The following is a 24,411-nucleotide window of genomic DNA, read 5'->3' as shown; positions in this document are numbered from 1 at the left end:
AGAAATTCTCACAGAACATTGTACTGTATCGTTAAAAAGTAGAGAAGCAACTTATGTTTTTCCTCTTTATATCTACCCAAATACAGAAAATAAACAAACAAATCTTTTTGTAGAAAAAACTCCTAACTTATCCCCAAAATTCTTACAAGCTATCAAAGAAAAACTTGGTAAAATACCCACACCAGAACAAATCTTTTACTATGCTTATGCTATATTTCACAGTCCTACATACCGCACTAGATACGCTGAATTTCTGAAAATAGATTTTCCCCGTCTTCCCTTAACTAGTAATCAAAACCTATTTAACTCATTAGCTATCAAGGGAGAAGAATTAGTTGACTTACATTTAATCAAATCCGATAAACTCAATAATTTAATTACAACCTATCAAACAATAGAAGATAATCAAGTTAACGAAGTTACCTATAATTCAGAATTGCAAAGAGTATATATTAATAAGCAAAGTTATTTTACAGATATTCCTCAACATATCTGGGAATTTAAAATCGGAGGATATCAAGTATTAGATAAATGGTTAAAAGACAGAAAAAACGCCAAACGTCAATTATCTACCCAAGAAATTAACCATTATCAAAAAATTGTTATCTCCTTAACAGAAACTTTCCGAATAATGCAGGAAATTGATAGAATTATTCCAGGTTTTCCCATAGAGTAAAAACTGGTAATATTAACCAATAATAATTCCCTATCTACATTGCAAACCCAAAATATATCCCATTTCTCCCTCTTCCCTCATAGCGCCAAAATAATATTAGGAAATAATATTACACCAGAACAGTTAGTAATTCCCCTTGTACCCACTCCGACAACAATGTTTGGACCCCGTGCAGCTTGTTTATTATCACCAACCGGACCGTTATGGGTAGCAGATACAGGACATCATCGTTTATTGGGGTGGCAAAATTTACCCACAAAAGACCATGAACCTGCGGACTGGGTAATAGGACAACCAGACTTTTTTCATGAAGGACAAAATGCAAAAAATACACCAGGAAAATCTACATTTAGTGTACCTACGGGTATTTGTAAATGTGGTCATGGTTTAGCGGTTGCAGATGCTTGGAATCATCGTATTTTAATCTGGTATAATACACCTAAGGATAGTCATATTCCCGCAGATTTAGTATTAGGACAAACTAACTTTCTTGATCATGAACCAAATCGAGGACACCAACAACCCGCAGCTAATACTCTACATTGGCCTTACGGTATTTTCCATTATCAAGGTCAGCTATTTGTAGCTGATACCGGAAATCGTCGGTTATTAATTTGGAATCAATTACCCACAGAAAATGGTCAACCTGCGGATATAGTTTTGGGACAACCAGACATGATATCACGCAATGAAAATGGGGGTAGTTCTCCCACTGCTGCTAGTATGCGTTGGTGTCATGATATCACGATGTGGGATGATAATTTAGTTGTGACTGATGCAGGTAATAACAGGGTGATGATTTGGCCAGGAATACCAACAGAAAATAATACTCCTTGTGCGGTGATTTTAGGACAAAAAAACTTTAATTTTGTAGAATTAAATCAAGGGGTTTATTTTCCTAGTGCTAGTAGTTTAAGTATGCCTTATGGAGTAGATATTTGGGGAGATTATTTAATGGTAGCTGATACAGCTAATTCGCGTTTAGTAGGATGGAAAAAACGAGAATCTATTTTATTATTACAGGGTGCAGATGCTGATATTGTCATTGGGCAAGATAACTTTACAAATAAAAGTGAAAATCGCAATTTTGGACTACCAACACGACAAAGTTTAAATTGGTGTTATGGAGTTAAGGTTTGTGGAGAAGTTGCGGTAATTGCCGATTCTGGGAATAATCGCGTTTTGATTTGGAAGTTTTGATTATCTCACGCAAAGTCGCAGAAGAGGAAGAATGAGAATAGAAGAAATTCGGGTTAGTGGGACTGTACAAGGTGTGGGTTTCCGTCCTACCGTTTATCGTTTAGCTAATATTTTAGGTTTGAAAGGTGAGGTTTATAATGATGGCAAAGGGGTGTTAATTCGTGTTTCTGGTAGTGAGGAAATAATAACGGAGTTTGTGAATAAATTATATCAAGAATGTCCGCCTTTGGCAAGAATTAATCAGGTGGTTAGAGGTCTATATTGGGGAGAATTTAATTTTGATAATTTTGTGATTTCTCCAAGTGTTAATAGTGTGATAAAAACTCAAGTTTCTCCTGACGCTGCAAGTTGTCCCCAATGTCAAAAGGAAATTTTTGATCCTTTTAGTCGTTATTTTCGCTATCCTTTTACTAATTGTACTCATTGTGGTCCAAGGTTAACTATTATTCGCGCTATTCCTTACGATAGGGATAATACGAGTATGGCCAATTTTCCAATATGTAAGGAATGTAAAAGAGAATATCAAGATGTGGAAAATCGTCGTTTTCATGCTCAACCTGTGGCTTGTTTTGTATGTGGACCTCGTGCATGGTTAGAAAGGGCTGACGGTAAACCTGTGATATCTGATATGTTCTCAATGTTGGATGATGTGGATGCTGTTTGTACTTTATTACAAAAGGGTGAAATTGTCGCTATTAAAGGTTTAGGTGGTTTTCATTTGGCTTGTAATGCTACTTTAGAAAATGCAGTGATAAAACTCAGAAATCGTAAACATAGATATCATAAACCTTTGGCTTTAATGGCCAGAGATATGAATATTATTTCTGAATATTGCCATATTAATGATTTAGAAAAAGAATTATTAACAAGTTCGGCTGCACCTATTGTTTTATTAAAAATAAAAGATAATCATCAATTAGCATCTGCTATAGCACCAGGACAAAATACCCTGGGTTTTATGTTACCTTATACGCCTTTACATCATTTAATTCTCAGAAGAATGAAAGTACCAATAGTTTTAACTAGTGCTAATATTTCTGATGAACCACAATGTATAAATAATCAAGATGCTAAAGATAAATTATCGAAAATAGCTGATTATTTTCTATTACATAATCGAGATATTGTTAATAGAGTAGATGATTCGGTAGTTAGAGTTATTGATAATAAAATTCAAACCCTCAGACGTGCTAGAGGATATGCACCAGCACCAATTATTTTACCACCAGGATTTGAAAAAATACCGCCTATTTTAGCCATGGGTAGTGAGTTGAAAAATACCTTTTGTTTATTAAGAGCAGGTGAGGCAATTTTATCACAACATTTAGGAGATTTAGAAAATGCGTCCGCGTTTAATGCTTATCAAGAAACATTGAATTTATATCTAAATTTATTTCAACATAAACCAGAAATAATTGCTATTGATAAACATCCAGAATACTTATCATCTAAACTTGGTAAACAACTAGCAACGGTTAATCATATTAAATTAGCAGAAATTCAACATCATCACGCCCATATAGCCGCTTGTATGGCAGAAAATCAAATTTATTTAGATACAAAACCGATTTTAGGAATAGCCTTTGATGGTTTGGGATATGGAGAAGACGATACATTATGGGGAGGAGAATTTTTATTAGCAGATTATCAAAATTTTCAAAGATTAGCAACATTTAAACCTATGCCAATGATAGGAGGAAAACAGGCAATTTATCAACCTTGGAGAAATACCTATTCTCAATTAATTAATGCTTTTAGTTGGCAAGAAATACGAGAAAAATACAGGGATTTAGCAATAATCAAATTTTTAGAACATAAAAACCCTAAACTACTCAACCAAATCATAGAAAAAGGTATTAATTCACCCTTAACATCATCAGTAGGCCGATTATTTGATGCAGTTGCAGCAGCCATAGGTATTTGTCCAGAACAATGCAGCTATGAAGGACAAGCAGCCATAGAAATGGAAGCAATAGCTGATACCAATATTTTAAACAATGATGAAGAAACTCTAAATTATTCCTTTAAATTGGAAAAATCAGCTAATATATATTATATAGATACATCCCCGACATGGCGAGAAATTTTGAATGATATAAAACAGCATATTTCATCACCAGAAATAGCAGCAAAATTTCATAAAAGTTTAGCTGTTGCTATTGTAACAATTGTTAAAGAACTTAGACAAGAACATCAATTTAATCAAGTAGCATTAACAGGAGGAGTATTTCAGAATCAAATTTTATTAAAACAGGTAAAAATGCGGTTAGAAAAATTAGAAATTAACGTATTAACTCATAGTATATTACCCACAAATGATGGCGGTTTATCATTAGGACAAAGTGTAATTGCAGCCGCCAAATACTTAAAAAAGTAACAAAAAATTCGTCCTCTGTGCCTGGAGTGGGATGTAAATCTAAAAAAAGGAAAACTAAAATGTGTTTAGGAATACCCGGACAAATAACAGAAATAACCAACAGAGAACACAAACTAGCCACAGTTAATATTGGAGGAGTCAAAAGAGAAATAAATATAGCCTGTATAGTTGACCAACAACACCCACCAGAGGCTTGTATAGGAGATTGGGTATTAGTTCATGTTGGTTTTGCCATGAACAGAATTAACGAACAAGAAGCAGCAGAAACATTAAAACTATTGCAAGAAATAGCCGCCTTGCACTAAAGTACAAGGCTAATAGAAAAAGTCCGTTAAAACGGACTGGAAAAACAAAATAATGACATTCTAGCTAATCATAGCTAATCAATTTATGTTTTGTAAAGTAATTAATCCAAAATCTAAAATCTAAAATCTAAAATCTAAAATTGATATGAAATATGTAGACGAATTTCGCAACCCCGCAAAAGCCCAAGCATTACAACAAGAAATAACCAAACTCAGCCAACAAATAAATAGACATTTAAAAATCATGGAAGTATGTGGAGGACATACCCATGCCATTTTTAAATATGGAATCGAAGAAATATTACCCGATAATATAGAATTAATTCATGGTCCTGGTTGTCCAGTTTGTGTGATGCCTAAAGGTAGAATAGAGGATGCGATCGCACTGTGTCAACTACCCAACATCATATTTACCACATTTGGCGACGCAATGCGTGTACCTGGTGCAAAAACCAGCCTTTTGCAAGCTAAAGCCCAAGGTGCGGATATTCGCATGATTTATTCACCCTTAGATAGCCTGAAAATAGCCAAAGAAAACCCCCATAAAGAAATAGTATTTTTCGGTTTAGGCTTTGAAACCACCGCCCCCAGCACTGCATTTACCATACTTCAAGCAGCCGCAGAAAATATCACTAATTTTAGTATGTTTTCTAATCATGTATTAGTAATTCCCGCCTTGCAAGCATTATTAGAAAATCCCGATTTACAACTTGATGGTTTTGTTGGTCCTGGTCATGTAAGTATGGTCATAGGCACAGAACCTTATGAATTTATTACCCAACAATATCATAAACCAATTGTTATTTCTGGCTTTGAACCATTAGATATCTTCCAATCAATTTGGATGTTATTAAAACAAATAGTAGAAAATCGTTGTCAAGTTGAAAATCAATATAACCGGTTAGTAGAAACTAGGGGAAATCAAAACGCATTAACAGCCATGAATCAAGTTTTTACAGTGCGAGAAAAATTTGCATGGCGAGGTTTAGGAGAAATACCCAATTCCGGTTTCAAAATTCGCCCAGAATATGCCCAATTTGATGCTGAAGTTAAATTTACAATTCCGAATTTAAAAATAGCAGATCATAAAGCTTGTCAATGTGGAGAAATTCTCAAAGGAGTTTTAAAACCTTGGCAATGTCAAGTATTTGGAACAGCTTGCACACCGGAAACACCCATAGGAACTTGTATGGTTTCTTCTGAAGGTGCTTGTGCAGCATATTACAAATATGGGCGACTGTCAACCATGGCAAAAAGAGATAAATCAGGTGTATCTACCGAACCTATATCAGTCTAAATCGCACAATTTGAGGAAAATTATATGCCTTTTGTCACTGTTCAAATTGGTAAGGGTCACTCCATAGAAAAAAAGCGTAAACTAGCCCAAGCTGTCACTGAAGCTTTAGTTTCTGCACTAGGAACAAAACCCGAATGGATAACTATTCATATTGATGAATTTGAACGAGATAATTGGGCGGTTGGAGGGGTTTTACACTCTGATAAACACGCTGGTAGACATGAAGAAACTGGCAGATAATTAACTAATAATGACAGGCAAGATGCCTGTCCCACAACAAAAAATATAATTACAAATAATTACAAAGCAATTTTAAAAATGACAATTAACTCTGATCAGAATCCACTTTTCCAAAAAATTGAGCAAGTCCGTCGTCGTCAAGGAAAGATAAGAGATACTCACATTAACTTATCCCATGGTAGCGGTGGTAAAGCCATGAGAGACCTAATAGATGATATCTTTGTGAAAAGTTTTGATAATCCCATTTTATCCCAATTAGAAGACCAAGCCACATTTGATTTACTGAGTCTTTCTCAACATGGAAAACGATTAGCATTTACTACAGATTCCTATGTAGTAGATCCTTTATTTTTTCCTGGTTCAGACATAGGAGAATTAGCAATTAATGGTACAATTAATGATTTAGCCGTGAGTGGGGCAAAACCTTTATATCTCACTTGTAGCATGATTTTAGAAGAAGGTTTACCCATAGAAACATTAAGAAAAGTTGTGGCTAGTATGCAGAAAGCAGCCGAAAAAGCTGGAGTGCAAATAGTCACAGGAGACACCAAAGTTGTTAATAGAGGTTGTGCCGATAAATTATTTATAAATACTGCCGGCATTGGGATAATTCCCCCAAACATTGACATTTCTCCTCGCAACATTCAACCGGGAGACGTGGTAATTATTAATGGAGAAATAGGAAATCATGGCACAGCAATATTAATTGCCAGAGGAGAATTAGCATTAGAAACAGATATAGAAAGTGACTGTCAACCACTGCATGAATTAGTCGCCGAAATTATTAAAATTTGTCCCCAAATTCACGCCATGCGAGACGCAACCAGAGGCGGTTTAGCCACAGTATTAAATGAATTTGCCCTCACTTCTAACTTAGGAATACGCATTCATGAAAATGCAATTCCCATTAAAGAAGAAGTAAATGGAGTATGTGAAATCTTAGGTTTAGAACCCTTATATTTAGCCAACGAAGGAAAATTAGTCATAGTTGCACCTCCAGAAAAAGCCGATTTGATTTTAGCAACAATGAAAAACCACCCCACGGGAAAACAAGCCTCTATTATAGGTGAAATCATTCCCCACCCACCAGGAATAGTCCTTTTAAAAACCGCCTTTGGTGCAGAAAGAATCATAGATATGCTAGTAGGTGATCAACTGCCCAGAATATGTTAAAATCTATAAATTATGTAGGTTTGGTTGACCTATGTTACCCAACACTTCTGACATTTTTGCGGTTTTGTTGGGTTGCGCTGTCGCTTAACCCAACCTACAAATTCTATCATCAACACAGAAGTCGGGTATCTTGTGCATGAATTAGTGATATAATCATATACAATACTTATTTTTTACCAGAATATGTTAAAACACCTCACAATTACAGAAGCACAACAGCAAATTTTACATTTGCCAGATGATGTACAACAAGAGCCAATAATTATTACCAAACATGGTAAACCAGTTATGGCGGCTATTAGTTTTGAGCAATATGAATCTTTATTAGAAACTTTAGCAATTTTATTTGATCAAGAATTTAACCAACAATTACAAGAAAGTATAGCTCAAGCACACAGGGGAGAAACTATTAGTTGGCATGATGCAAAACTCAAACTCGGACTTTGAAAAACCACAAACTGATAATATTGAATTTGAAATTCAGTTAACGCCTTTAGCATTGGAGATGTTAACAAATATTAAAGATAAACGTCACCAAAAAGCTCTAATTTCACGAATTGATAAACTAAAAATAGAACCTGAAAAGCAGGGAAAACCTTTAACTGGACAACTAATAAATTATCGTAGTCTTAGGGCTGTAGGGCAACGCTACCGTATAGTTTATCAAGTGGAAAATGATAAGGTAGTTGTTTTAGTAGTTGGCATAGGTTTAAGAAAGGAAGGTAATAAGGAAGATATTTATAATCTCTTACAAAAATTATTGTAGCAGTTCCCATGCTCGTGAGATACAAAGTTTTTTAGTTTTAGGGAACAGGAAATAAATTGATGTATACTTTATTATACTCCTTGTCCGTAACGGCTCAACTGTCACCTAATATGCACGAACTCGGAATAACTCAAAATATCATTGCCATAGTCACCGAAAATGCCCAAGGTAAAAAAGTCCAAAGAGTATTATTAGAAGTTGGTAAATTATCGGCTATTATGCCAGATGCCATTAAATTTTGTTTTGATATTTGCGCCCAAGGTACAATAGTTGAAGGGGCAAGATTAGAAATTTTGGAAATACCAGGAATGGCTAAATGTCGTCAATGTGGTACAAATTTTTATGTCGAAAAACCTTTTGGTATTTGTGAATGTGGTAGTATTAAATTAGATATAATAGCTGGTGAAGAACTAAAAATTAAAGAAATTGAAGTAGAGGAATTATGTGTGTAATTTGCGGATGTTCTGGTGATAATCAAACAACAATTACAAATATGGAAAATGAACACCATCATACTCATACTTTAGCAGATGGAACTGTAATTACTCATTCTCATCATCATGAGGAAACAACCCAAATTCATGCTCAAATTCATAATACAACCATATCTTTAGAACAAGAAATATTAGGTAAAAATAACCTATTAGCTGCCCAAAATCGCGGCTGGTTTAAAGGTCGAAATATTCTGGCTTTAAATTTAATGAGTTCTCCCGGTGCAGGTAAAACTACTTTATTAACTCGCACTATTAATGATTTAAAAAATACACTAACTATCAGCGTTATTGAAGGTGATCAAGAAACTACAAATGATGCTGAAAAAATTAAATCCACTGGTTGTCAAGTCGTACAAATTAACACGGGTACAGGCTGTCACTTAGAAGCATCAATGATAGAAAAAGGGCTGCAAGAATTAAATCCGCCCCTTAATTCTGTGGTGATGATTGAAAATGTCGGAAATTTGGTTTGTCCGGCTTTATTTGACTTGGGAGAAGGGGCTAAGGTGGTAATTTTATCGGTGACGGAAGGGGAAGATAAACCCATTAAATACCCTTATATGTTTCGCAGTAGTGATATTATGATTTTAACGAAAATTGATTTATTACCTTATATCAATTTTGATGTTCAGCGCTGTATTGAATATGCTAAACAGGTGAATCCCAAAATCCAAGTTTTCCAAGTTTCTGCTACTACTGGGGCAGGGTTGGAAGGTTTATATAATTGGTTATCTGAACAGGTCAATAATTCATCAAATTTGATTTCTGTTTAAATATTAAATCAAAATGGTGCGTTACGCTGTCGCTAACGCACCCTACGAGGATTATTTTTGAAAAACAGTTAATAATACAAACCCCAATAAGGGATAATGACCTACACAAGTTAAACCAGCATTATTCCCCATTTCTTCTCTTTGTTTTTGGCTATAAAATCTAACTGCTGTATGAGAATGGGGTGTAATTTGACATGATGATGAGTTGTTAAAAGTAATGTCCACTAAATAAAATTTACCACCGGGAGAAAGTACCCTTGCTACTTCTTTTAAAACCTGGTCTGGTTGGGGATAATGCAAAAAGCTGATAGTATTAAAAATCGCATCAAATTGTCCCTCTACAAAGGGGAGATTTTCGGCATTACCTTCAAGGTAAATTAAGCGGGGACGGTGGCGGTTATTTTGCCTCGCTACCCGCAACATTTGCGGAGATAAATCTAAACCTGTGCCTGTAATTTCTGGAAACTGATTTGCTAATCTATTTAATAATCTACCTGTTCCACAACCTAAATCAAGTACATTGGCATTTGCTGATAATTCAACTTGGGAAAGTAATCTTTTATGAATTGCTTGATAAATAAAGGAAGGAAATGTCCAATCATAACTATTTGCCCAACGATCAAATAGTGCTTTTTTGTTATTAATCATGTTGTTAATCATGGCTGGTATATTGTATTTATTTTATTATAACAAGATAGAAGATAAATCCCCGACTGCTTGAAGAAGTCGAGGATCAGGTGATTTTAGTGATTAAAATATAATTTAGGACTTACAACCAATCTCGATAGGCTGAAATTTCATTCACTCCAATTTCAAAGGGTGATCCTTTGCCAAAAGGAGGATAAACGCGAATTTTGGCATCTTTAGTGAATCTTTCCAGCCTATTTCCTAATTGGGGAATATTACTAACTATATGCCAATAGGCAACCAGATCGGGACAGTCTACAATTAACATCAAAGTCGTCTTATTTGTGGTCATGTACCACTGACAATTAGATAGTAATACTTGGGTAATGCGATCGCACGCATAAAAGAAGCACTTACCAATAGACTGTTCCAACTCTAAATGTAGCATTCCATCCTCTTTTGTTACCTGAGTCGGAGGTAAATCATCGGGAGGAAGTAGGGAAAGTTTAGACATAATTCCGCACCTCTTGATTGTAGCGTTGCAAACTTTCTCGATTTTTTTGTAAGGAAAAAGATGAAGGTTTTAACGCTAGTGTGCTGAGATTTAATTCGTCCTGAAATTTCTTGATTTTGTCACGACAACCGTTGACATCACCGATAATTGAGTTTTCCAGCAAATAGTCCTCATCAAAACAAATATTTGTCCGATCAAATGCTGGTTGTTGAGGACTTTTTTCCATTACTTGAGTTGAGTTAGCCGTCATTTCTTTGCTAAAATGACGAATAAAAGGTAATGCTTCATTTACCGCTTGATCATGAGTTTTACCCACAAAAAAGAACCGCGCTAACAGGAACTTTTCTGCACCACTTTGATTAAATTCCCGATATTTATTAACCGTCTTCTTGAGTCTTGCTAAAGAAAACGGCGGACCCCCCATTAAACCAAAGGAATTTTTAGCAGCAAAATTAACTGCATCATCATCACCACTAGCAACATATATAGGAATTGGTTTTTGCAGTGGTTGGGGTTGTATCGTCAGATTTTCGCATTGATAATATTCGCCATTAAATGATACGTTAGTTTCATATAATAGCTTTTGAATCAATGCCACTGACTCTAACATTCTGGTGCGAGATTCCTGCATTTTCACACCAAAATGTTTATTTTGCTGTGGAAAAGGTCCACCTTTAGCTACTCCAAAAGCCAACCTACCACTACAAAGATTGTCCAAAGTAGCAATATCTTCAGCCACGCGAATTGGTTGGTGAAATGGCAATAATACAGCCGCAGTTCCTAGACGAATTTGCGAAGTCACACCTGCTAAATGTGCCAACAATAGCAGAATTGAAGGACTGAGATTGAACTCATTAAAATGATGTTCTGTTACCCAAGCTTCTTCAAAACCTAAACTTTCAGCCTCCTTCACCAATAAAACTTGTTCAAAGATAGTGCGTCTAGCATCATGGTGATGATTTTCGTAATTGCAGAAAAGTCCTGTTTTCATTGTTAACCAAATATTAGATTAGGCTGCCACTAATTGCAACTCCAACCATAATCGAGGTTCAGACTGTTTTAACTTCGACATAGGATCACGTAGCAATCGTTTAGCATTGAGACAAACTACTTGAATTAGCCCCATATTTTCAGCTAATTCTCTGAGGATTTGTTTTTGGGCTTGAATATAGGGCATTATGTCTTCTCGACAATAAATTCCTATATATTGAAACCGTTTTGCAGGTCGTCCCCAAAAGCAAGTGATAACTTTCACGTGGCAGCCTTCTAAAAGTTCTCCCACGGACGGATAATAGTCATCTACCACTCTGAGAAATTCTTGGGCTAGGATGTCTTCAGTAATCATTTGACTGATTCTTCTGTAGCGTCCATAACTCTATTTAGTATAACATATTATTATCAAATAAACCTAACAAAATTAATCATAAAATACATAAAATATTAGATCCCCAACTTCTTTAATAAGTCGGGGATCTGAATATCTCCAATTTTTATCGAGAATTACGTTCTGCGACTAAAACATCGGCAATAATATCTGGTAGACTTTTTAAATCTGTATATCCTTCTGCACCAGCAATTGGGGAAATAAAAGTATAATTAGGGTCACAAACTCCTGTGTCATAAACCTGCATAAACCATCTATCAGGTAATCCCTCTACACCCAATTCTACAATATACCAACTCTCACCCATTAAGCGAGAATTAAATACTGTAAACCAATCTCTAAAATCATCAGCAATATTCCAATCTGCTAAGAGAAATTCTAATGATATTTTTCCAGCATCAGTTGCGGTCAATAACATGATTACTCCTGAGTGACAACTTGATCAGAAACTTCAGGATATAAACCTAATTCTTTGGCCAATTGTTTAGCAACAAAAAATAGAAATTGCGCCCCATCTTGATTACCTTGATGAGCAAACATTGTGGCTACTTGTAACATTGATTGCACTAAACCAGAGTCAATTAATTCGGGTTTTGCTTCTAAAACTTCTGGTTCTTGACCATTAGGACATTGGAGAAGTTCATCAATTAAATTAAAATACTGGGTTTGGCGTTCGTCTGTCATGATAATTTAGTTTATTGTGAATGATTAAGCTGAAAAATTACTGTTCGATGCTTTGTTTCCACATTCTTTCTAACATAGCAATGTGTTCTTTTAATACAGCAGCACGATAGACAAGATATCTGTCATAAGCGATAATTACTACACCAATACAAATAGGTGTTACTAAAAATAACCATTGCAAAATTGTCGCTAATTTATATTTTTTTGCAGTAACTTTGAGTTGGTGCAGAAAATTGTGATCAGATGGCTTGGATTTGACTAAAGATAACTGAGTATTGATAATTTTTGTTTGGGGAGATAATGCTGAAGATGCTATATTTATTTTCTGCAATTCACAGGATAAATTCTGTGTTTTAACGAACTCTTTATGTTGTCCCCAAACCATAGCAAATACTATTATCCCTGGAGAAATTAATGCTAAAGTTACTAAACTTACAGTCAGCAGATTTAAAAATTTCACTTTCATGTTTATTCTCCCTTACCAGGACTTAATTACCTAGAAAGAAAATTTTTATGAGTATGTTTATTTTTTGCCCCTTTTTTATTCAAAATATGCTGATGACAAATGCAGGAGTTAAGAAGTCCCCCCTGATTCGTCAGACTTTCATCTGGAGAACTTCGGGGGGTAGAGGGGAATCTCTGCGTAAATCCTATATCGTTTATATCAGTTCCCTTTTTAGTCCCGATTTTCAGCAACTCAAGTTAATATTATTAAGATAATTACGACATTACTCAAATTCTGTGATCCTGATTTGGTAAGCATTTAAAAGAAATTAAAATATTTTTTGGGGTTGGGGTGCTAGTATTTATTGAGTGGGGGACTAGCATTTTTGAAAAAGGGGACGGGGTATTTTGTACTCAAACTCAAACCAAGACAGACTATTAGTTTTAGATATTTTGCTAAGAAAATTCCCAAGTACAAACTGTACTCAAATTACATCATTCCATGACAAAGATAAACCTAAGATATCTTAAATAGCTCAGAAACAACATTAAGATATTCTAATAGTTTTTAATAATTACTAATATTTTTGGTGAAATAGATAGAAATTATGCTAAAATAAGCGTGGTTAATACCAATACTCAATGAGATAAATACTTGAGCAAAATAGATTAATATATAAACTTTAGAAGTTTAGGAGTTAAAAAATGCGAATTGCTAAAGATGTAACAGAACTGATTGGAAAAACTCCATTAATTCAGTTAAATAAAATTCCCCAAACCGAAGGAGTGAAGGCCAGGATAGTTGTCAAACTAGAAAGTATGAATCCTGCGGCCTCTGTCAAAGACAGAATTGGCGTAAGTATGATTCTTTCCGCTGAAGCTGAAGGTTTAATTTCACCAGGAAAAACGGTTTTAGTTGAACCAACTTCCGGTAATACAGGTATTGCTTTAGCCATGGTAGCAGCCGCGCGGGGCTATAAATTGATTTTAACCATGCCCGAAACCATGAGTCAAGAAAGACGCGCCATGCTGCGGGCTTATGGTGCAAGTTTGGAGTTAACACCAGGAACTCAAGGAATGCGAGGAGCAATTAATAAAGCAGAGGAAATTGTGGCGAATACTCCCCATGCTTTTATGTTACAGCAATTTGCTAACCCTGCAAACCCGAAAATCCACCGAGAAACCACCGCTGAGGAAATTTGGGCGGATACGGACGGAGAAGTTGATATTTTAATTGCTGGGGTAGGAACAGGCGGTACAATTACTGGTATTGCAGAAGTGATTAAACAACGTAAACCCAGTTTTCAAGCTATTGCGGTAGAACCTAGCAACAGTCCCATTTTATCAGGTGGTAAACCCGGTCCTCATAAAATTCAAGGTATTGGTGCGGGATTTATTCCTGATGTGTTGCGTCAAGACTTAATTGATGAGATAGTCCAAGTTGATGATATAGATGCAATAGCGTATGGGCGTAGATTGGCCAGAGAAGAGGGTTTATTATCGGGAATATCTTCTGGTGCGGCTTTATCTGCGGCTATTGTTGTCGGTAAACGCCCAGAAAATGCGGGTAAATTAATTGTGGTGATTCAACCTTCCTTTGGTGAACGCTATTTAAGTACCGCTCTGTTTCAAGATTTGATGAGTTAATTAATTCACCCAAATTCGAGGGTGCGTTACTTTAACACTAACACACCCTACTAAAATTGTCAATTATTATTGGTGATTTTTACAACCACCTTGACCATGATGGTGGTCGTGATTATCTTTATTAGCACATCCTTGGAGGTCTTGCTGTAGGAGGTTTTCGCTCATTTGTTGCAAAGATTCATCCACAGGTTTTAAGCCTATCCATGCGTCAATTTTCTCCACATCAAAACCGATTTCTCTTTTGTCTCCTACTTCTATCAAAGGACGACGAATTAATAAAGGATCTCTCAGCATCATGATCAAAGCATTTTCAGCCGTGATATTTTCAGGATTCACCTCTCCTGATTTTACCCTGGGTGCGGCTTGATTAAACCATTCTATTACCGGGCGATCGCCAAAAAATGACCGCAATTTTTCTACAGTCCAAGGTTCTGTTAATAAACTATATGCTACCACTTCATGACCTGCGGCTGTGAGTAATACTTTTTGTCTGGTATTGTTTTTACAGCCTGGTTTTTCATAGAAAAGTACTCTGGCCATTGCTATTTCTCCTATTGGTTTCTAGATGGAAAATAATTAACCGCAGATCAACGCAGATCAACGCAGATTCAAGATGATTTTTTTGATTGATAGCTAACACCTATATCCCGAAATTATAACATTTGCTATTTTTGCCATTAGCTTGAAAATTCTTTAAAACTTTTTAGCAACGTGGTTAATTACATCAAATTCAAATCTCTGGTTTGGGTTTGTTTCTCCATAAATATTAAATGTTACTGTTGGTTCTTCACCCATTGCTTGAACATCATGTATTGTCTCAGGTGTCAAGCTGATAATATCACCAGGAAATAAGTTGATTTCTCCTGTTCTTTCAATTTTATCAGGAAAATCAGGATTTCCACTACGTCGCCAAAATGTGTTTTTTTCCTGACCTTTTAATATAGCAATTACTCCCCATGTGCCATGATTATGAATAGTGGAAGTTGTTCCTGGTGCAAATGTTACTGTTTGTACGGTCAAGGGAAATCCTAATTCATCATATAATAATAAAACAGAAATTCCCGTTTTGGCATCAGGTTTTAAAAACTGACTTTGTACCCAATAGGAATTAACAATTAATCGTCTTACCAGGGTTCTTATTGCTGGAAGTTGGATTGATTCCTCTTCAACATGATTGAGTACATCTTCCACTTCAGTTAAAAAGCGATACAGACGATAATTATCCTGCAATAAATCCCATGACCTTGCTGATTTACAAATTTGATATTCTCCATTTTCCGCAACAAACCAATCTTTACCTTGCATAATTTATGAACGTTTATGAAAGTTAACGAAAGTTTAATCATCTGCTTCCGGTGGACGAGTTAAAATCTCTAGCAGAATACCAGCACCAAAATCATTTTTGTCATCAATTCCTTTAATTCTGCTACTAATTTCCTTCGCTTCTTCTATTTTTCCTAGTTTAGCTAATACCAAACCAGAAGCAGCATAAGCATTCAAATACAATCTGATTTGCGGTTCTTCCTGACGTTTGATTAAGATAGGTTTAAGTTCTTCCCACTTATCAGGTAGATTTTCCACTGCTTTGATTTTAGCGGTTATTTTCTCTGCTGTTGTCAGTGCTAAACCATAATTATTTTTGTAGTAAAAATATCTATAAGCTGCGACTAAAATATCTGTATTATCTGCTGTTTTAGCCAAAGCTTGCTGCATATATTTTGTCGATTCTTCTGTATTTTCCCAGGTGGCTGCGGCTAATATCAATAATTCTTTGATATCATCTGCAACATCAAACCATGAAAATCTATTGTTATCAGTTTTCATAATAGTTAATCCCTAGAAGTTTTTGCTGAAATTATGATAATTATTTTAGACAAGAATATGAGTAATTCGTAATTAGGAATTACTCACAATCCATTTTTACAAAATATTGAGAAGATAGACCAAAGTAAAGAGAATAATCCAAATGATATCAACAAAGTGCCAGTAAATTTCTGCCATTTCTATGCCAGTATGTTTAGTAGCAGAATAATGATCACGACGGAAAGAACGCCATAGGACACCTAAAATTAATAACAGTCCTACAAAGACGTGCAAGCCGTGAAAACCTGTCATTAAATAAAAGCAATTCGAGAAAATATTGGTAGTGAATCCATAACCTAAATTCATGTATTCATAAACCTGACCAGCTAGGAATACAGCACCCATAATGGCGGTGATAAAATACCAAAACCGCATCCAACCCACACTATTTCTTTTAATTGCCATATCACCAAAATGAATGACAAAACTGCTAGAAATGAGGATGATAGTGTTAATAGCGGGGATAAATAATTCTACTTCTGTGCCTTCTGGTGGCCAAACTGCTGTCGTCCCTTTAAAAAACAAATAAGTGGCGAAAAATCCGCCAAACATCAAAGATTCAGAAGCGAGAAATGTGATTAAACCCCACACTCGTAAATCTGGATGTTCTCCGTCGCTGTGATGTTCACTGGGTGTAATTGCAGTCATATTATTTTCCTGGTAAATTTTTTCTCGTCTTACGCAAAGGTGCAAAGGCGCGAAAGACCTCTGCATACCTCTGGGTTTTAACTGATAGCTTCTGTCACTGATGATTCTTCATGGTGATGTCCGTAGTCATAGGGTCCATGGGTAACAACTGGTAGAACTTCCCAGTTTTCAATAATGGGTGGAGAACTGGTTGTCCATTCTAAAGTTAAACTTTCCCAGGGGTTGTCACCAGCAATTTCGCCTTTTTGCCAACTGTAAATGGCGTTTAAAGCGAAGGGAATGACGGAAATACCTAAAAGGATTGCGCCAATGGTGCAAAGCTGGTTTAAGCTGGCAAATTGGGGGTCATACATGGCAACTCGGCGGGGCATTCCTTGTAAACCCAGTTTGTGCATGGGTAGAAATGTCAGGTTTGTACCGACGAATGTCAGTAGAAAATGAATTCTTCCCCAGGTTTCGTTCATCATTCTACCGGTGATTTTGGGGAACCAGTGATAGATACCTGCGTAAATACCAAAGACTGAACCACCAAATAAAACGTAGTGAAAATGACCGACTACGTAATAAGTATCGTGAACGTGAACATCAAAGGGGGCTGTTCCCATGGTGACACCGCTTAAACCGCCCATGACGAACATGGAAAGTAAACCGATAGCAAATAACATGGCGCTGGTAAAGCGGATTTTTCCGCCCCAGAGGGTTGCTACCCAACCGAATATTTTTACACCTGTGGGGACTGCTACTATGAGTGTGGAAATGGTGAAGAACATCCGCATCCATCCAGGTGTACCACTGGTAAACATATGGTGTACCCAAACGAATAAACCAACGACGCAAATAGCAACGGTGGAAAAGGCAATGGCTTTATAACCAAAAATCGGTTTTCGGGCGTGGGTGGGAATAATTTCGGACATAATTCCGAAAATCGGCAGAATCATTAAATAAACTGCCGGGTGGGAATAAAACCAGAATAAATGTTGGTAAATAACCACATTACCACCTGCGTCTGGTTTGAAAAAAGATGTCCCGAAATTAATATCAAATAACAGCAAGATTAAACCTGCTGCTAATACTGGAGTAGATAAAAGTGCGAGAATGGAAGTTGCTAGAATTGCCCAACAAAATAAGGGAACTTGATCCCATTTCATGCTGGGAACTTTCATCATCAAAATGGTGATGACAAAGTTAATAGAACCTAAAATTGAAGAAGTTCCGACTAAAACAATGGACAAAATCCATAAACTTTGGGCGTTGTTGGCGGTAACTAAACTTAATGGTGGGTAAGCAGTCCAACCAGATTGAGAACCACCAAAGAAAAAACTTAGTAATAGTAATAATCCAGCGACGGGATTTAACCAAAAAGCGATCGCATTTAATTTAGGAAAAGCCATATCTCTAGCACCCATCATTAAAGGAACTAGATAGTTACCAAATCCACCAATGGCACTGGGTACAATCCATAGGAAAATCATGATTGTTCCATGATTTGTCATAAAGGCATTGTAGAGATTTGGATCAATAAAATCCGAGTCTGGTGTGGCTAATTCCGTACGAATTGCGATCGCCATTAACCCACCAATGAGATAGAATACAAAGGCTGTCACCAAGTATTGAATACCAATCACTTTGTGATCAGTATTAAATGTGAAATAATCTCTAACTTTCCACGCTGTGGGATGAGAACTATGAGTATTTAGCAGCGTTGGTGCTTGATTTTCATTTGGTGGAGGATTAACTGGAAAATCTACTTGTGTCATATTTTTGTTGGTTGTCTTTTGTCAGGTTTCAGTTATTAGCTAATAATTACTAACGACTGAATTTTAGATTTTAAACTTCGAGGATGATTCAATATCCAAAATTTTAGACAAGAATCAATCTAAAATCTAAAATCTAAAATCTAAAATTGATGGGCTAATGACTCAAGATTTGCGGGAGTTACATCTAAATTCTGAGTGTAGGGGGCTAGAAATTCTGATGGGGATAAATTCTCTAAATTCACAGCCACTGCATGATTTATCTCTTGATGTTCAGCAATTTGATTTTCACTCATCCAAGCATCAAAATCTTCTCGTTCATGGACAATTACCTGTGTCCGCATTGAACCATGATAACCACCACATAATTCTGCACAAACTACTGGATAAGTACCAGTTTTTGTAGCTGTAAATCGCAGTTGAGTAGGAACACCAGGAATAGCATCTTGTTTGAGACGAAATTGGGGAACCCAAAAAGAGTGAATTACATCATCTGCCGATAAATTTAATTGGACATCAGTACCCACGGGAACGTGCAATTCTCCAGCAGAAACACCACTTACAGGATAATTAAATAACCACGCAAATTGGATTCCTTTGACATCTACAACTAAATCAGCAGGTTTATTTTTGGTTTGAGGATTTTCACCAATACCAATATTAGTTGTATGACTAACATTCATAGCAGTTGTTGACCCCTGGTGAGGATGACTACCCACACCAAAACCACCCATTTGGTTATAAATATCAACACTGTAAATGCCTAAAAAGATCACAATTACCGTAGGAATTGCTGTCCAAAAAATCTCTAAACTCAAGTTACCTTCTACAGTTACACCATCGGAATTATCTCCTTTTCGTCGTCTGTAGATAACTAGAAACAGCAGAATTGTCCCTTCAACAACTAAAAAAAGGGCAACTGCAATTGTAAACATGATATTGAAAAAACCATCTACCAAAGGCGCTTGTTGCGATGCTGCTTCCGGTAATAAATGATGATTTTGACCAATCCAGATACTGATAGGGGCTATGATCATCCCAGCTAACAGTGTCCACAGCGAAACAGGAACTTTTTGCATAAATGCTACCTGCTTTGTAAACAGTAATAAAACAATAGTCAGTGAAGATAGACTTTGTTTCTATAGATCAATAATTCTCTTTTGCAGAGAGAATCATCTTTTTATTTTTCACTATTACTGTTCTAACTTGTAACTAGCAAAAAATGGCTAAACTTCCATATTTTTTCATATTGATAACCACAAAATCCCCGACTTCTTGAAGAAATCGAGGATCTGAGAATTAATATTTTCATAAACCAAATATAAGTAGAAAAAATAGTAGCAAGTATGATTTATTTAGATAATAACAATTGACGATTTACGTTTCTGTTTACCGTGAACTTTTCAACTAAATTCTGTAAATATCGAGATTCCCCTCTAATTACCTTGCTGAGAATGACAAAAATCAACTGTTTAAAAATCACCCAAAATGTTACTGGTCTAAAGTGGTATGACTGTAACAATTCTTGGGACAAATCCGAGAACAAGCTTCACAACCAATACAGTTTTCTGGCTTAATAACAACCATTACTTTCCGTTCAATTTCCTCATCATCTTCATCTTCTACAAATTCACCTTCTTCATTCAAAGCCATTAAGCCCAAAACTTTATGACCGCAAACTTTCATACATCTGCCACAACCAATACATTTATCCTTGTCAATTTCTTGAGCAAATTTAGGAGTCCAAGCAGTACCTCCAAAAGTCAATCCTGTTAATGTAGCCATGAATCGAACCTCAGCAATTTTAGCTAGATGTTAGTTAATCCTTTAATCTTCATACTAGCCTAATATTTAATTTTTTCAATAACGAAAATTAACTTTTTTGTCAAATTTTCATGACTTGCTAAACAATATTATTTATTTTTAGTTAGTTCAAATTATTAAATAATATTAATTATTGATAAATTTAGATTATATCCGCATCTAAAAAGCTTATTAGCCAAAGTTTTCCACGATTGTGTTGAAATTTATTTTCTCAATAAATCTGATTCAATTAGCCAAAAAACACCTTAATTAATAGGAATTATCATCAATTATTACCGCCAATTATTAGCTAAATTGACTTGCCACTTGCAAATATTTTTTATTTAGATGAAAATATACCGTTCATGGTATTTATAAATACAAACTTAAAAAAATAATTTCCTTTATTTTTGAACCATTTTGTGCCTAACTACTCAAGATGTTCATAAAAAACATTTAGACTAATTTATATAGCCCAGCATAAACATTATCACAATAAATATCTAGGTAAATATTAAGAAATTCCGCCAAGCTCATACTGAACAATCTTATGCAAATCTTTATGAAATTTATAGTTAATGAAGAAGTAATAAAGTCTAACTTTGCCAAATATCAATAGCTACAAAATCTGGCTTCATCAACCCTATAAGTAATTAATCAGAGGAGAAAAATATCTTCTCGTTATAGAGGTAATTGGGTAACAAATTATCAATCAAAAGGACACATTATAGCAGTTCTTATGTATTTAATCTCCTTCGTCCTTTGCGCCTTTGTTCCTTAGCGTCTACTCTTCAAGATCACTAAGAGTGATAGCGCGAAACCAAATCTAAATGTAGTTCATTTATCCAAAAATTCTGTAAGGGGAGACTTGAGCCAAACATCTCAACGATTAAAGTAGGAAGACCTCCTATGCCGCATATAATTCCTAATAACAATTGCGTGGGATGTGACAAATGCCGACCCCTATGTCCTACGGGTGCAATCAAAATCGAAGATGATGAATATTGGGTTGATCCTGTCCTTTGTAATAATTGTGATGGTCATCATTCACAACCACAATGCGTAATTGCTTGTCCAACAAATGCCCCCATACCTATACAGGCAAAAAAAGGAAGATGCAAAATTGAACCACGAGATGCTACCAGTTCCGATTTATTTTCTAATGGTAAGAATAACCCCTTTGCTTCAGCAATAGTTATCTGGGAAGCTTGTAATCTATTAGCACAACGGACATCTTTACAATGGGAAAAAAATGCAGAAGGTAATTGGCATTACCACCGCTCAGTTAATCAAGGAAAAGGGACAATTTCTTTTCAAATTCACAACCTATTTCCAGTTAATAACTGCACCAATAATAATTTACAAGCAATTGATTATTTAGATATTCGTGCTGCTTGTATTCATCTCATTTTTGCGGCTAAAATCACAGCCTTAGATCAACCTTGGCAAGAAGAATTTACCATTGATGAACGACAAATTGAACAGTATTTGGGCTTGGAAAAACGTAAGGATCTGAGCAAAAGTACCAAACTCGGTTTAATCAAAAATATCGTTTATCAAACCTGTTCTCTCATGGTTTCTATTGACTGGCCGCAACAAGGTAGAGTTCCCAGTTTTGCTATTAAAGATAGTTATCTCTGGAATTTGATAGATACTCAACACCATTTTCAAGAAGATGATCAAGGGTGTAAATATTTGATTGGCTTAACATTTACAATCAAAGCTGGGATTTGGACGCAACATTTTTGCAACAGACAAGGATGTAAAGAACGCACTGCATTTTATCAATATGGCAGCCTTCCTAAAAGCTTATTAACCACGGTTATGAGTTTGTGGCAACAACATGAGGGCGCTGTTAGACTCATGCTTTGGTTATTATTTAAAACTAAAATGGGTAGGGAACAACGCATCACTATTCCTACCTTGCTGCGCGTTGCTTATGGTGAAGAAAAACTAACTCAAGCTTCTAGACATAGGGAAGAGCGCAAACGCCTACTTAAAGCCTATGAAAATGATTTAGAAGTTCTCAATCATTATGGAATTAAACCATTATTTGATCCTGTCACCTATCCCCCAGAAATTCAACCTTTATGGGCTAAATTAGTTGATATTCCTGAAGATCCTGATCAAGCTTTAGAATTTTGGATTAATGACGGTAGTGGTGAAAATCGTCTCACCGATAGCGGACCTCGTGGTAAATGGAATCTGCTCCTGAATGCCCGAATTTTAGCTTTTGAACTGCCTCCAGATTGGGAAAAGCATTCAGAATCAGATAAGAAACAACGTCGCACTACTAAACCTAAAAGCAATCATCAACAAACAGGTAATTTACTAGGGGAACAAGTGATAGAAGGACGCAAAAAAATGAACCTTTCCCAAAGGGAATTAGCTAAGTTAATGGAAAAAAGCCAAAGCTGGATTCGTGACGTGGAGAAAGGTCGTTTAAAAGCTAAATTAGATGATCAAATGCTCTTGAGACAATTGCTAGATATTCCTTAACTTAAAATAGATCCCCGACTTCTTTAAGAAGTCAGGGATCTGGGTCTATTCACAATCATATCCTAACTATAAGTTGCCACTTTTTTAGCTACCAACCAAAGATTAGATACAGCATATTTCATACATACTACTTCTTGTGCAGCATGACAAGAAACTTTCAATGCTTGTGTTTTTACATTATCTTTTACAAGTTTGGCTTGGTAAGTGTAGAGTGTCCCAGAGGGTTGTTCAAAACTTAACTCACCCAGAATTGTCTGATTATCTAAACTCTTTTCTAGTATCTTACCTGTTACTTTATAATTAAACCAATCCCATCCTAAACGCAGGATCAGTTCTTTTTCCAAAATTTGCAAAGGATTAGGCAATATTCCCCAACCACGATAAATTTTATTGAAGCATTCTATATCACCACTATAGTTAAGAATTGATGGAAAGGTATTTTGATCAAGAATCCCATAATATCTTCCTTGGGGAAAATCTATGGCTGTGGGAGCAAATCTATGACCACCAAAATGGCTCGATTTCCAAATTCTCACCTGATTTGATTGTAAATCAAAACTTTTATTTTCAGCATAATTTTTAGCATAATTTTGAGCATAAAAATAAAAAGGATTACCATATCTCGCACAACATTGATCATGGCTACCATGAGTACATATTAATATATCTCTGCTGCTTGGTGTTTCTATTTCATAATCAGTATTAAAACCTGCTAAATATTTACTAACAACTCCCGCGGCTTTTTCAATATTCGGTAGTTTAAATTCTTGCTTACTATATCCTTTGATTAATCCCTTTTGCTGCTCATAAATTAACAAAGTTGTCTCTTTAACTCCATGGGATTGATCATTAGCAATTAGCAGAAAGCAAACTGGCATTTTAGCACGTTTTACTTCTTCTACTAAAATCCGTAAGTTGTCGGGAACCCATTTGGAATTGAAGGCTTCATAGGTCCAGGGTGTAGGACATTCTACTAAAATATAGGTTTGGTAGTTGGTAGCAGTACCAATCATATCTTCTTGTAGTTGTCGTGAATTATCAGCACAAAAAAATTTATTCATTTACATTTACTCAAGGATGGATTTTATGGACAATTTTTAGCAGAAATTCAAGAGGACACTTGATCATATTCTAATTTTTTTAAGTTTTTCCGGCTAAATAAATTCTGTTATCAAAAATGTAATCATCTCAAATATAGATTTTTTACATTTTAGCGGGAGAATTTATGTAATATTTTTTATAC

At 35.6% G+C, this 24,411-nt stretch carries 28 protein-coding genes; 13 read left to right on the top strand and 15 right to left on the bottom strand.

The annotated features are described in order from the left end of the window. The 11 genes from FFO06_RS16870 to hypB all read left to right on the top strand — a co-directional run. On the top strand, positions 1-676 hold a 676-nt coding region (locus tag FFO06_RS16870; RefSeq protein WP_306420246.1), incomplete at its 5' end, for a type ISP restriction/modification enzyme. A 39-nt stretch (positions 677-715) separates the two neighbouring features. Next, positions 716-1,876: an NHL repeat-containing protein gene (locus FFO06_RS16865; protein WP_137909075.1), complete on the top strand. Its 1,161-nt coding sequence runs from the start codon at positions 716-718 to the stop codon at positions 1,874-1,876. Positions 1,877-1,907: 31 nt separating this feature from the next. Beyond that, entirely contained in the window at positions 1,908-4,253 is a 2,346-nt protein-coding gene (hypF, locus tag FFO06_RS16860; RefSeq protein ID WP_137909074.1) for a carbamoyltransferase HypF, read from the top strand. Positions 4,254-4,312: 59 nt separating this feature from the next. Then, positions 4,313-4,558, top strand: a complete 246-nt coding sequence (locus FFO06_RS16855; protein WP_137909073.1) for a HypC/HybG/HupF family hydrogenase formation chaperone — start codon at positions 4,313-4,315, stop codon at positions 4,556-4,558. 145 nt (positions 4,559-4,703) lie between these two features. Continuing rightward, positions 4,704-5,855 (top strand): hydrogenase formation protein HypD, encoded by a 1,152-nt coding sequence (gene hypD / locus FFO06_RS16850; RefSeq protein WP_137909072.1) that lies wholly within the window; start codon positions 4,704-4,706, stop codon positions 5,853-5,855. Positions 5,856-5,879: 24 nt separating this feature from the next. Next, complete coding sequence (locus tag FFO06_RS16845; protein ID WP_028089727.1) at positions 5,880-6,095, top strand: tautomerase family protein; 216 nt, start codon at positions 5,880-5,882, stop codon at positions 6,093-6,095. A gap of 78 nt (positions 6,096-6,173) precedes the next feature. Then, positions 6,174-7,268 carry a hydrogenase expression/formation protein HypE gene (gene hypE, locus FFO06_RS16840; RefSeq protein ID WP_137909071.1) on the top strand — a complete coding sequence of 365 codons (1,095 nt, stop codon included), beginning with the start codon at positions 6,174-6,176 and terminating at the stop codon, positions 7,266-7,268. Between the two features lie 183 nt (positions 7,269-7,451). After that, positions 7,452-7,715, top strand: coding sequence for a type II toxin-antitoxin system Phd/YefM family antitoxin (locus FFO06_RS16835; protein ID WP_137909070.1), 264 nt, complete (start codon positions 7,452-7,454; stop codon positions 7,713-7,715). Then, positions 7,687-8,034: a type II toxin-antitoxin system RelE family toxin gene (locus FFO06_RS16830; RefSeq protein WP_231395417.1), complete on the top strand. Its 348-nt coding sequence runs from the start codon at positions 7,687-7,689 to the stop codon at positions 8,032-8,034. The genes FFO06_RS16835 and FFO06_RS16830 overlap by 29 nt, the downstream gene beginning before the upstream one ends. A gap of 110 nt (positions 8,035-8,144) precedes the next feature. Beyond that, positions 8,145-8,486 (top strand): hydrogenase maturation nickel metallochaperone HypA, encoded by a 342-nt coding sequence (gene hypA / locus FFO06_RS16825; protein ID WP_028089723.1) that lies wholly within the window; start codon positions 8,145-8,147, stop codon positions 8,484-8,486. Beyond that, positions 8,477-9,301 (top strand): hydrogenase nickel incorporation protein HypB, encoded by an 825-nt coding sequence (hypB, locus tag FFO06_RS16820; protein ID WP_137909069.1) that lies wholly within the window; start codon positions 8,477-8,479, stop codon positions 9,299-9,301. The genes hypA and hypB overlap by 10 nt, the downstream gene beginning before the upstream one ends. Positions 9,302-9,352: 51 nt before the next feature. Here the strand turns inward: hypB and FFO06_RS16815 are convergent, their stop codons facing one another. The 7 genes from FFO06_RS16815 to FFO06_RS16785 form a co-directional block, all read right to left on the bottom strand. Then, a complete protein-coding gene (locus FFO06_RS16815) occupies positions 9,353-9,961 on the bottom strand; it encodes a class I SAM-dependent methyltransferase (RefSeq protein WP_137909068.1) in 609 nt (202 codons plus the stop codon). A 109-nt stretch (positions 9,962-10,070) separates the two neighbouring features. Beyond that, positions 10,071-10,442: a hypothetical protein gene (locus FFO06_RS16810; RefSeq protein WP_137909067.1), complete on the bottom strand. Its 372-nt coding sequence runs from the start codon at positions 10,440-10,442 to the stop codon at positions 10,071-10,073. Then, positions 10,435-11,433 carry an LLM class flavin-dependent oxidoreductase gene (locus tag FFO06_RS16805; protein WP_137909066.1) on the bottom strand — a complete coding sequence of 333 codons (999 nt, stop codon included), beginning with the start codon at positions 11,431-11,433 and terminating at the stop codon, positions 10,435-10,437. Before FFO06_RS16805 ends, FFO06_RS16810 begins: the two co-directional genes overlap by 8 nt. A gap of 18 nt (positions 11,434-11,451) precedes the next feature. Then, a complete protein-coding gene (locus FFO06_RS16800; RefSeq protein WP_028083567.1) occupies positions 11,452-11,787 on the bottom strand; it encodes a hypothetical protein in 336 nt (111 codons plus the stop codon). A 145-nt stretch (positions 11,788-11,932) separates the two neighbouring features. After that, the gene (locus FFO06_RS16795) at positions 11,933-12,244 is read right to left on the bottom strand and encodes a hypothetical protein (protein ID WP_028083566.1); all 312 of its coding nucleotides are present in this window, start codon (positions 12,242-12,244) and stop codon (positions 11,933-11,935) included. A 2-nt stretch (positions 12,245-12,246) separates the two neighbouring features. Then, complete coding sequence (locus FFO06_RS16790) at positions 12,247-12,510, bottom strand: hypothetical protein (RefSeq protein WP_028083565.1); 264 nt, start codon at positions 12,508-12,510, stop codon at positions 12,247-12,249. 37 nt (positions 12,511-12,547) lie between these two features. Next, positions 12,548-12,976 (bottom strand): hypothetical protein, encoded by a 429-nt coding sequence (locus FFO06_RS16785; protein WP_137909065.1) that lies wholly within the window; start codon positions 12,974-12,976, stop codon positions 12,548-12,550. Between the two features lie 683 nt (positions 12,977-13,659). Here FFO06_RS16785 and cysK point away from each other — a divergent pair. Then, positions 13,660-14,601, top strand: coding sequence for a cysteine synthase A (gene cysK / locus FFO06_RS16780; RefSeq protein WP_137909064.1), 942 nt, complete (start codon positions 13,660-13,662; stop codon positions 14,599-14,601). A 66-nt stretch (positions 14,602-14,667) separates the two neighbouring features. Here the strand turns inward: cysK and FFO06_RS16775 are convergent, their stop codons facing one another. The 7 genes from FFO06_RS16775 to fdxB all read right to left on the bottom strand — a co-directional run bounded on the left by FFO06_RS16775 (position 14,668) and on the right by fdxB (position 20,651). Next, positions 14,668-15,141, bottom strand: coding sequence for an ArsC/Spx/MgsR family protein (locus tag FFO06_RS16775; RefSeq protein WP_137909063.1), 474 nt, complete (start codon positions 15,139-15,141; stop codon positions 14,668-14,670). A gap of 153 nt (positions 15,142-15,294) precedes the next feature. Then, a complete protein-coding gene (locus FFO06_RS16770; protein WP_137909062.1) occupies positions 15,295-15,906 on the bottom strand; it encodes a cysteine dioxygenase family protein in 612 nt (203 codons plus the stop codon). A 33-nt stretch (positions 15,907-15,939) separates the two neighbouring features. Continuing rightward, a complete protein-coding gene (locus FFO06_RS16765) occupies positions 15,940-16,425 on the bottom strand; it encodes a hypothetical protein (protein ID WP_137909061.1) in 486 nt (161 codons plus the stop codon). A gap of 96 nt (positions 16,426-16,521) precedes the next feature. Further along, a complete protein-coding gene (locus FFO06_RS16760) occupies positions 16,522-17,112 on the bottom strand; it encodes a cytochrome c oxidase subunit 3 (RefSeq protein WP_137909060.1) in 591 nt (196 codons plus the stop codon). Between the two features lie 77 nt (positions 17,113-17,189). Beyond that, the gene (gene ctaD, locus FFO06_RS16755) at positions 17,190-18,869 is read right to left on the bottom strand and encodes a cytochrome c oxidase subunit I (RefSeq protein WP_137909059.1); all 1,680 of its coding nucleotides are present in this window, start codon (positions 18,867-18,869) and stop codon (positions 17,190-17,192) included. Between the two features lie 140 nt (positions 18,870-19,009). Further along, a complete protein-coding gene (locus FFO06_RS16750; protein ID WP_137909058.1) occupies positions 19,010-19,945 on the bottom strand; it encodes a cytochrome c oxidase subunit II in 936 nt (311 codons plus the stop codon). 412 nt (positions 19,946-20,357) lie between these two features. Further along, positions 20,358-20,651 (bottom strand): ferredoxin III, nif-specific, encoded by a 294-nt coding sequence (gene fdxB, locus FFO06_RS16745; protein ID WP_028083556.1) that lies wholly within the window; start codon positions 20,649-20,651, stop codon positions 20,358-20,360. 927 nt (positions 20,652-21,578) lie between these two features. On the opposite strand from fdxB, the gene FFO06_RS16740 reads away from it, so the two are divergent. Further along, positions 21,579-23,168, top strand: a complete 1,590-nt coding sequence (locus FFO06_RS16740; protein WP_137909057.1) for a helix-turn-helix domain-containing protein — start codon at positions 21,579-21,581, stop codon at positions 23,166-23,168. A gap of 62 nt (positions 23,169-23,230) precedes the next feature. On the opposite strand, the gene FFO06_RS16735 is transcribed toward FFO06_RS16740, so the two are convergent. Next, positions 23,231-24,229 carry a ferredoxin family protein gene (locus FFO06_RS16735; protein WP_137909056.1) on the bottom strand — a complete coding sequence of 333 codons (999 nt, stop codon included), beginning with the start codon at positions 24,227-24,229 and terminating at the stop codon, positions 23,231-23,233. Positions 24,230-24,411 lie beyond the last annotated feature (182 nt).

The organism is Dolichospermum planctonicum (assembly GCF_005402965.1).
Classification (GTDB): domain Bacteria; phylum Cyanobacteriota; class Cyanobacteriia; order Cyanobacteriales; family Nostocaceae; genus Dolichospermum; species Dolichospermum planctonicum.
Note: the sequence above shows the minus strand (reverse complement) of the source record. Positions and strands in the feature narration are given on the sequence as shown.

Bases quoted from the DNA above. Each gene is read 5' to 3' on its own strand.
- FFO06_RS16830 (WP_231395417.1), top strand. From the start codon at position 7,687: ATGATGCAAAACTCAAACTCGGACTTTGAAAAACCACAAACTGATAAT.
- FFO06_RS16750 (WP_137909058.1), bottom strand. From the start codon at position 19,945: ATGCAAAAAGTTCCTGTTTCGCTGTGGACACTGTTAGCTGGGATGATC.
- FFO06_RS16785 (WP_137909065.1), bottom strand. From the start codon at position 12,976: ATGAAAGTGAAATTTTTAAATCTGCTGACTGTAAGTTTAGTAACTTTA.
- hypB (WP_137909069.1), top strand. From the start codon at position 8,477: ATGTGTGTAATTTGCGGATGTTCTGGTGATAATCAAACAACAATTACA.
- FFO06_RS16855 (WP_137909073.1), top strand. From the start codon at position 4,313: ATGTGTTTAGGAATACCCGGACAAATAACAGAAATAACCAACAGAGAA.
- FFO06_RS16790 (WP_028083565.1), bottom strand. From the start codon at position 12,510: ATGACAGACGAACGCCAAACCCAGTATTTTAATTTAATTGATGAACTT.
- FFO06_RS16760 (WP_137909060.1), bottom strand. From the start codon at position 17,112: ATGACTGCAATTACACCCAGTGAACATCACAGCGACGGAGAACATCCA.
- FFO06_RS16835 (WP_137909070.1), top strand. From the start codon at position 7,452: ATGTTAAAACACCTCACAATTACAGAAGCACAACAGCAAATTTTACAT.
- FFO06_RS16735 (WP_137909056.1), bottom strand. From the start codon at position 24,229: ATGAATAAATTTTTTTGTGCTGATAATTCACGACAACTACAAGAAGAT.
- FFO06_RS16775 (WP_137909063.1), bottom strand. From the start codon at position 15,141: ATGGCCAGAGTACTTTTCTATGAAAAACCAGGCTGTAAAAACAATACC.
- hypD (WP_137909072.1), top strand. From the start codon at position 4,704: ATGAAATATGTAGACGAATTTCGCAACCCCGCAAAAGCCCAAGCATTA.
- FFO06_RS16770 (WP_137909062.1), bottom strand. From the start codon at position 15,906: ATGCAAGGTAAAGATTGGTTTGTTGCGGAAAATGGAGAATATCAAATT.
- FFO06_RS16800 (WP_028083567.1), bottom strand. From the start codon at position 11,787: ATGATTACTGAAGACATCCTAGCCCAAGAATTTCTCAGAGTGGTAGAT.
- FFO06_RS16765 (WP_137909061.1), bottom strand. From the start codon at position 16,425: ATGAAAACTGATAACAATAGATTTTCATGGTTTGATGTTGCAGATGAT.
- FFO06_RS16815 (WP_137909068.1), bottom strand. From the start codon at position 9,961: ATGATTAACAACATGATTAATAACAAAAAAGCACTATTTGATCGTTGG.
- hypA (WP_028089723.1), top strand. From the start codon at position 8,145: ATGCACGAACTCGGAATAACTCAAAATATCATTGCCATAGTCACCGAA.
- FFO06_RS16810 (WP_137909067.1), bottom strand. From the start codon at position 10,442: ATGTCTAAACTTTCCCTACTTCCTCCCGATGATTTACCTCCGACTCAG.
- FFO06_RS16805 (WP_137909066.1), bottom strand. From the start codon at position 11,433: ATGAAAACAGGACTTTTCTGCAATTACGAAAATCATCACCATGATGCT.
- hypE (WP_137909071.1), top strand. From the start codon at position 6,174: ATGACAATTAACTCTGATCAGAATCCACTTTTCCAAAAAATTGAGCAA.
- cysK (WP_137909064.1), top strand. From the start codon at position 13,660: ATGCGAATTGCTAAAGATGTAACAGAACTGATTGGAAAAACTCCATTA.
- hypF (WP_137909074.1), top strand. From the start codon at position 1,908: ATGAGAATAGAAGAAATTCGGGTTAGTGGGACTGTACAAGGTGTGGGT.
- ctaD (WP_137909059.1), bottom strand. From the start codon at position 18,869: ATGACACAAGTAGATTTTCCAGTTAATCCTCCACCAAATGAAAATCAA.
- FFO06_RS16740 (WP_137909057.1), top strand. From the start codon at position 21,579: ATGCCGCATATAATTCCTAATAACAATTGCGTGGGATGTGACAAATGC.
- FFO06_RS16845 (WP_028089727.1), top strand. From the start codon at position 5,880: ATGCCTTTTGTCACTGTTCAAATTGGTAAGGGTCACTCCATAGAAAAA.
- FFO06_RS16795 (WP_028083566.1), bottom strand. From the start codon at position 12,244: ATGTTATTGACCGCAACTGATGCTGGAAAAATATCATTAGAATTTCTC.
- fdxB (WP_028083556.1), bottom strand. From the start codon at position 20,651: ATGGCTACATTAACAGGATTGACTTTTGGAGGTACTGCTTGGACTCCT.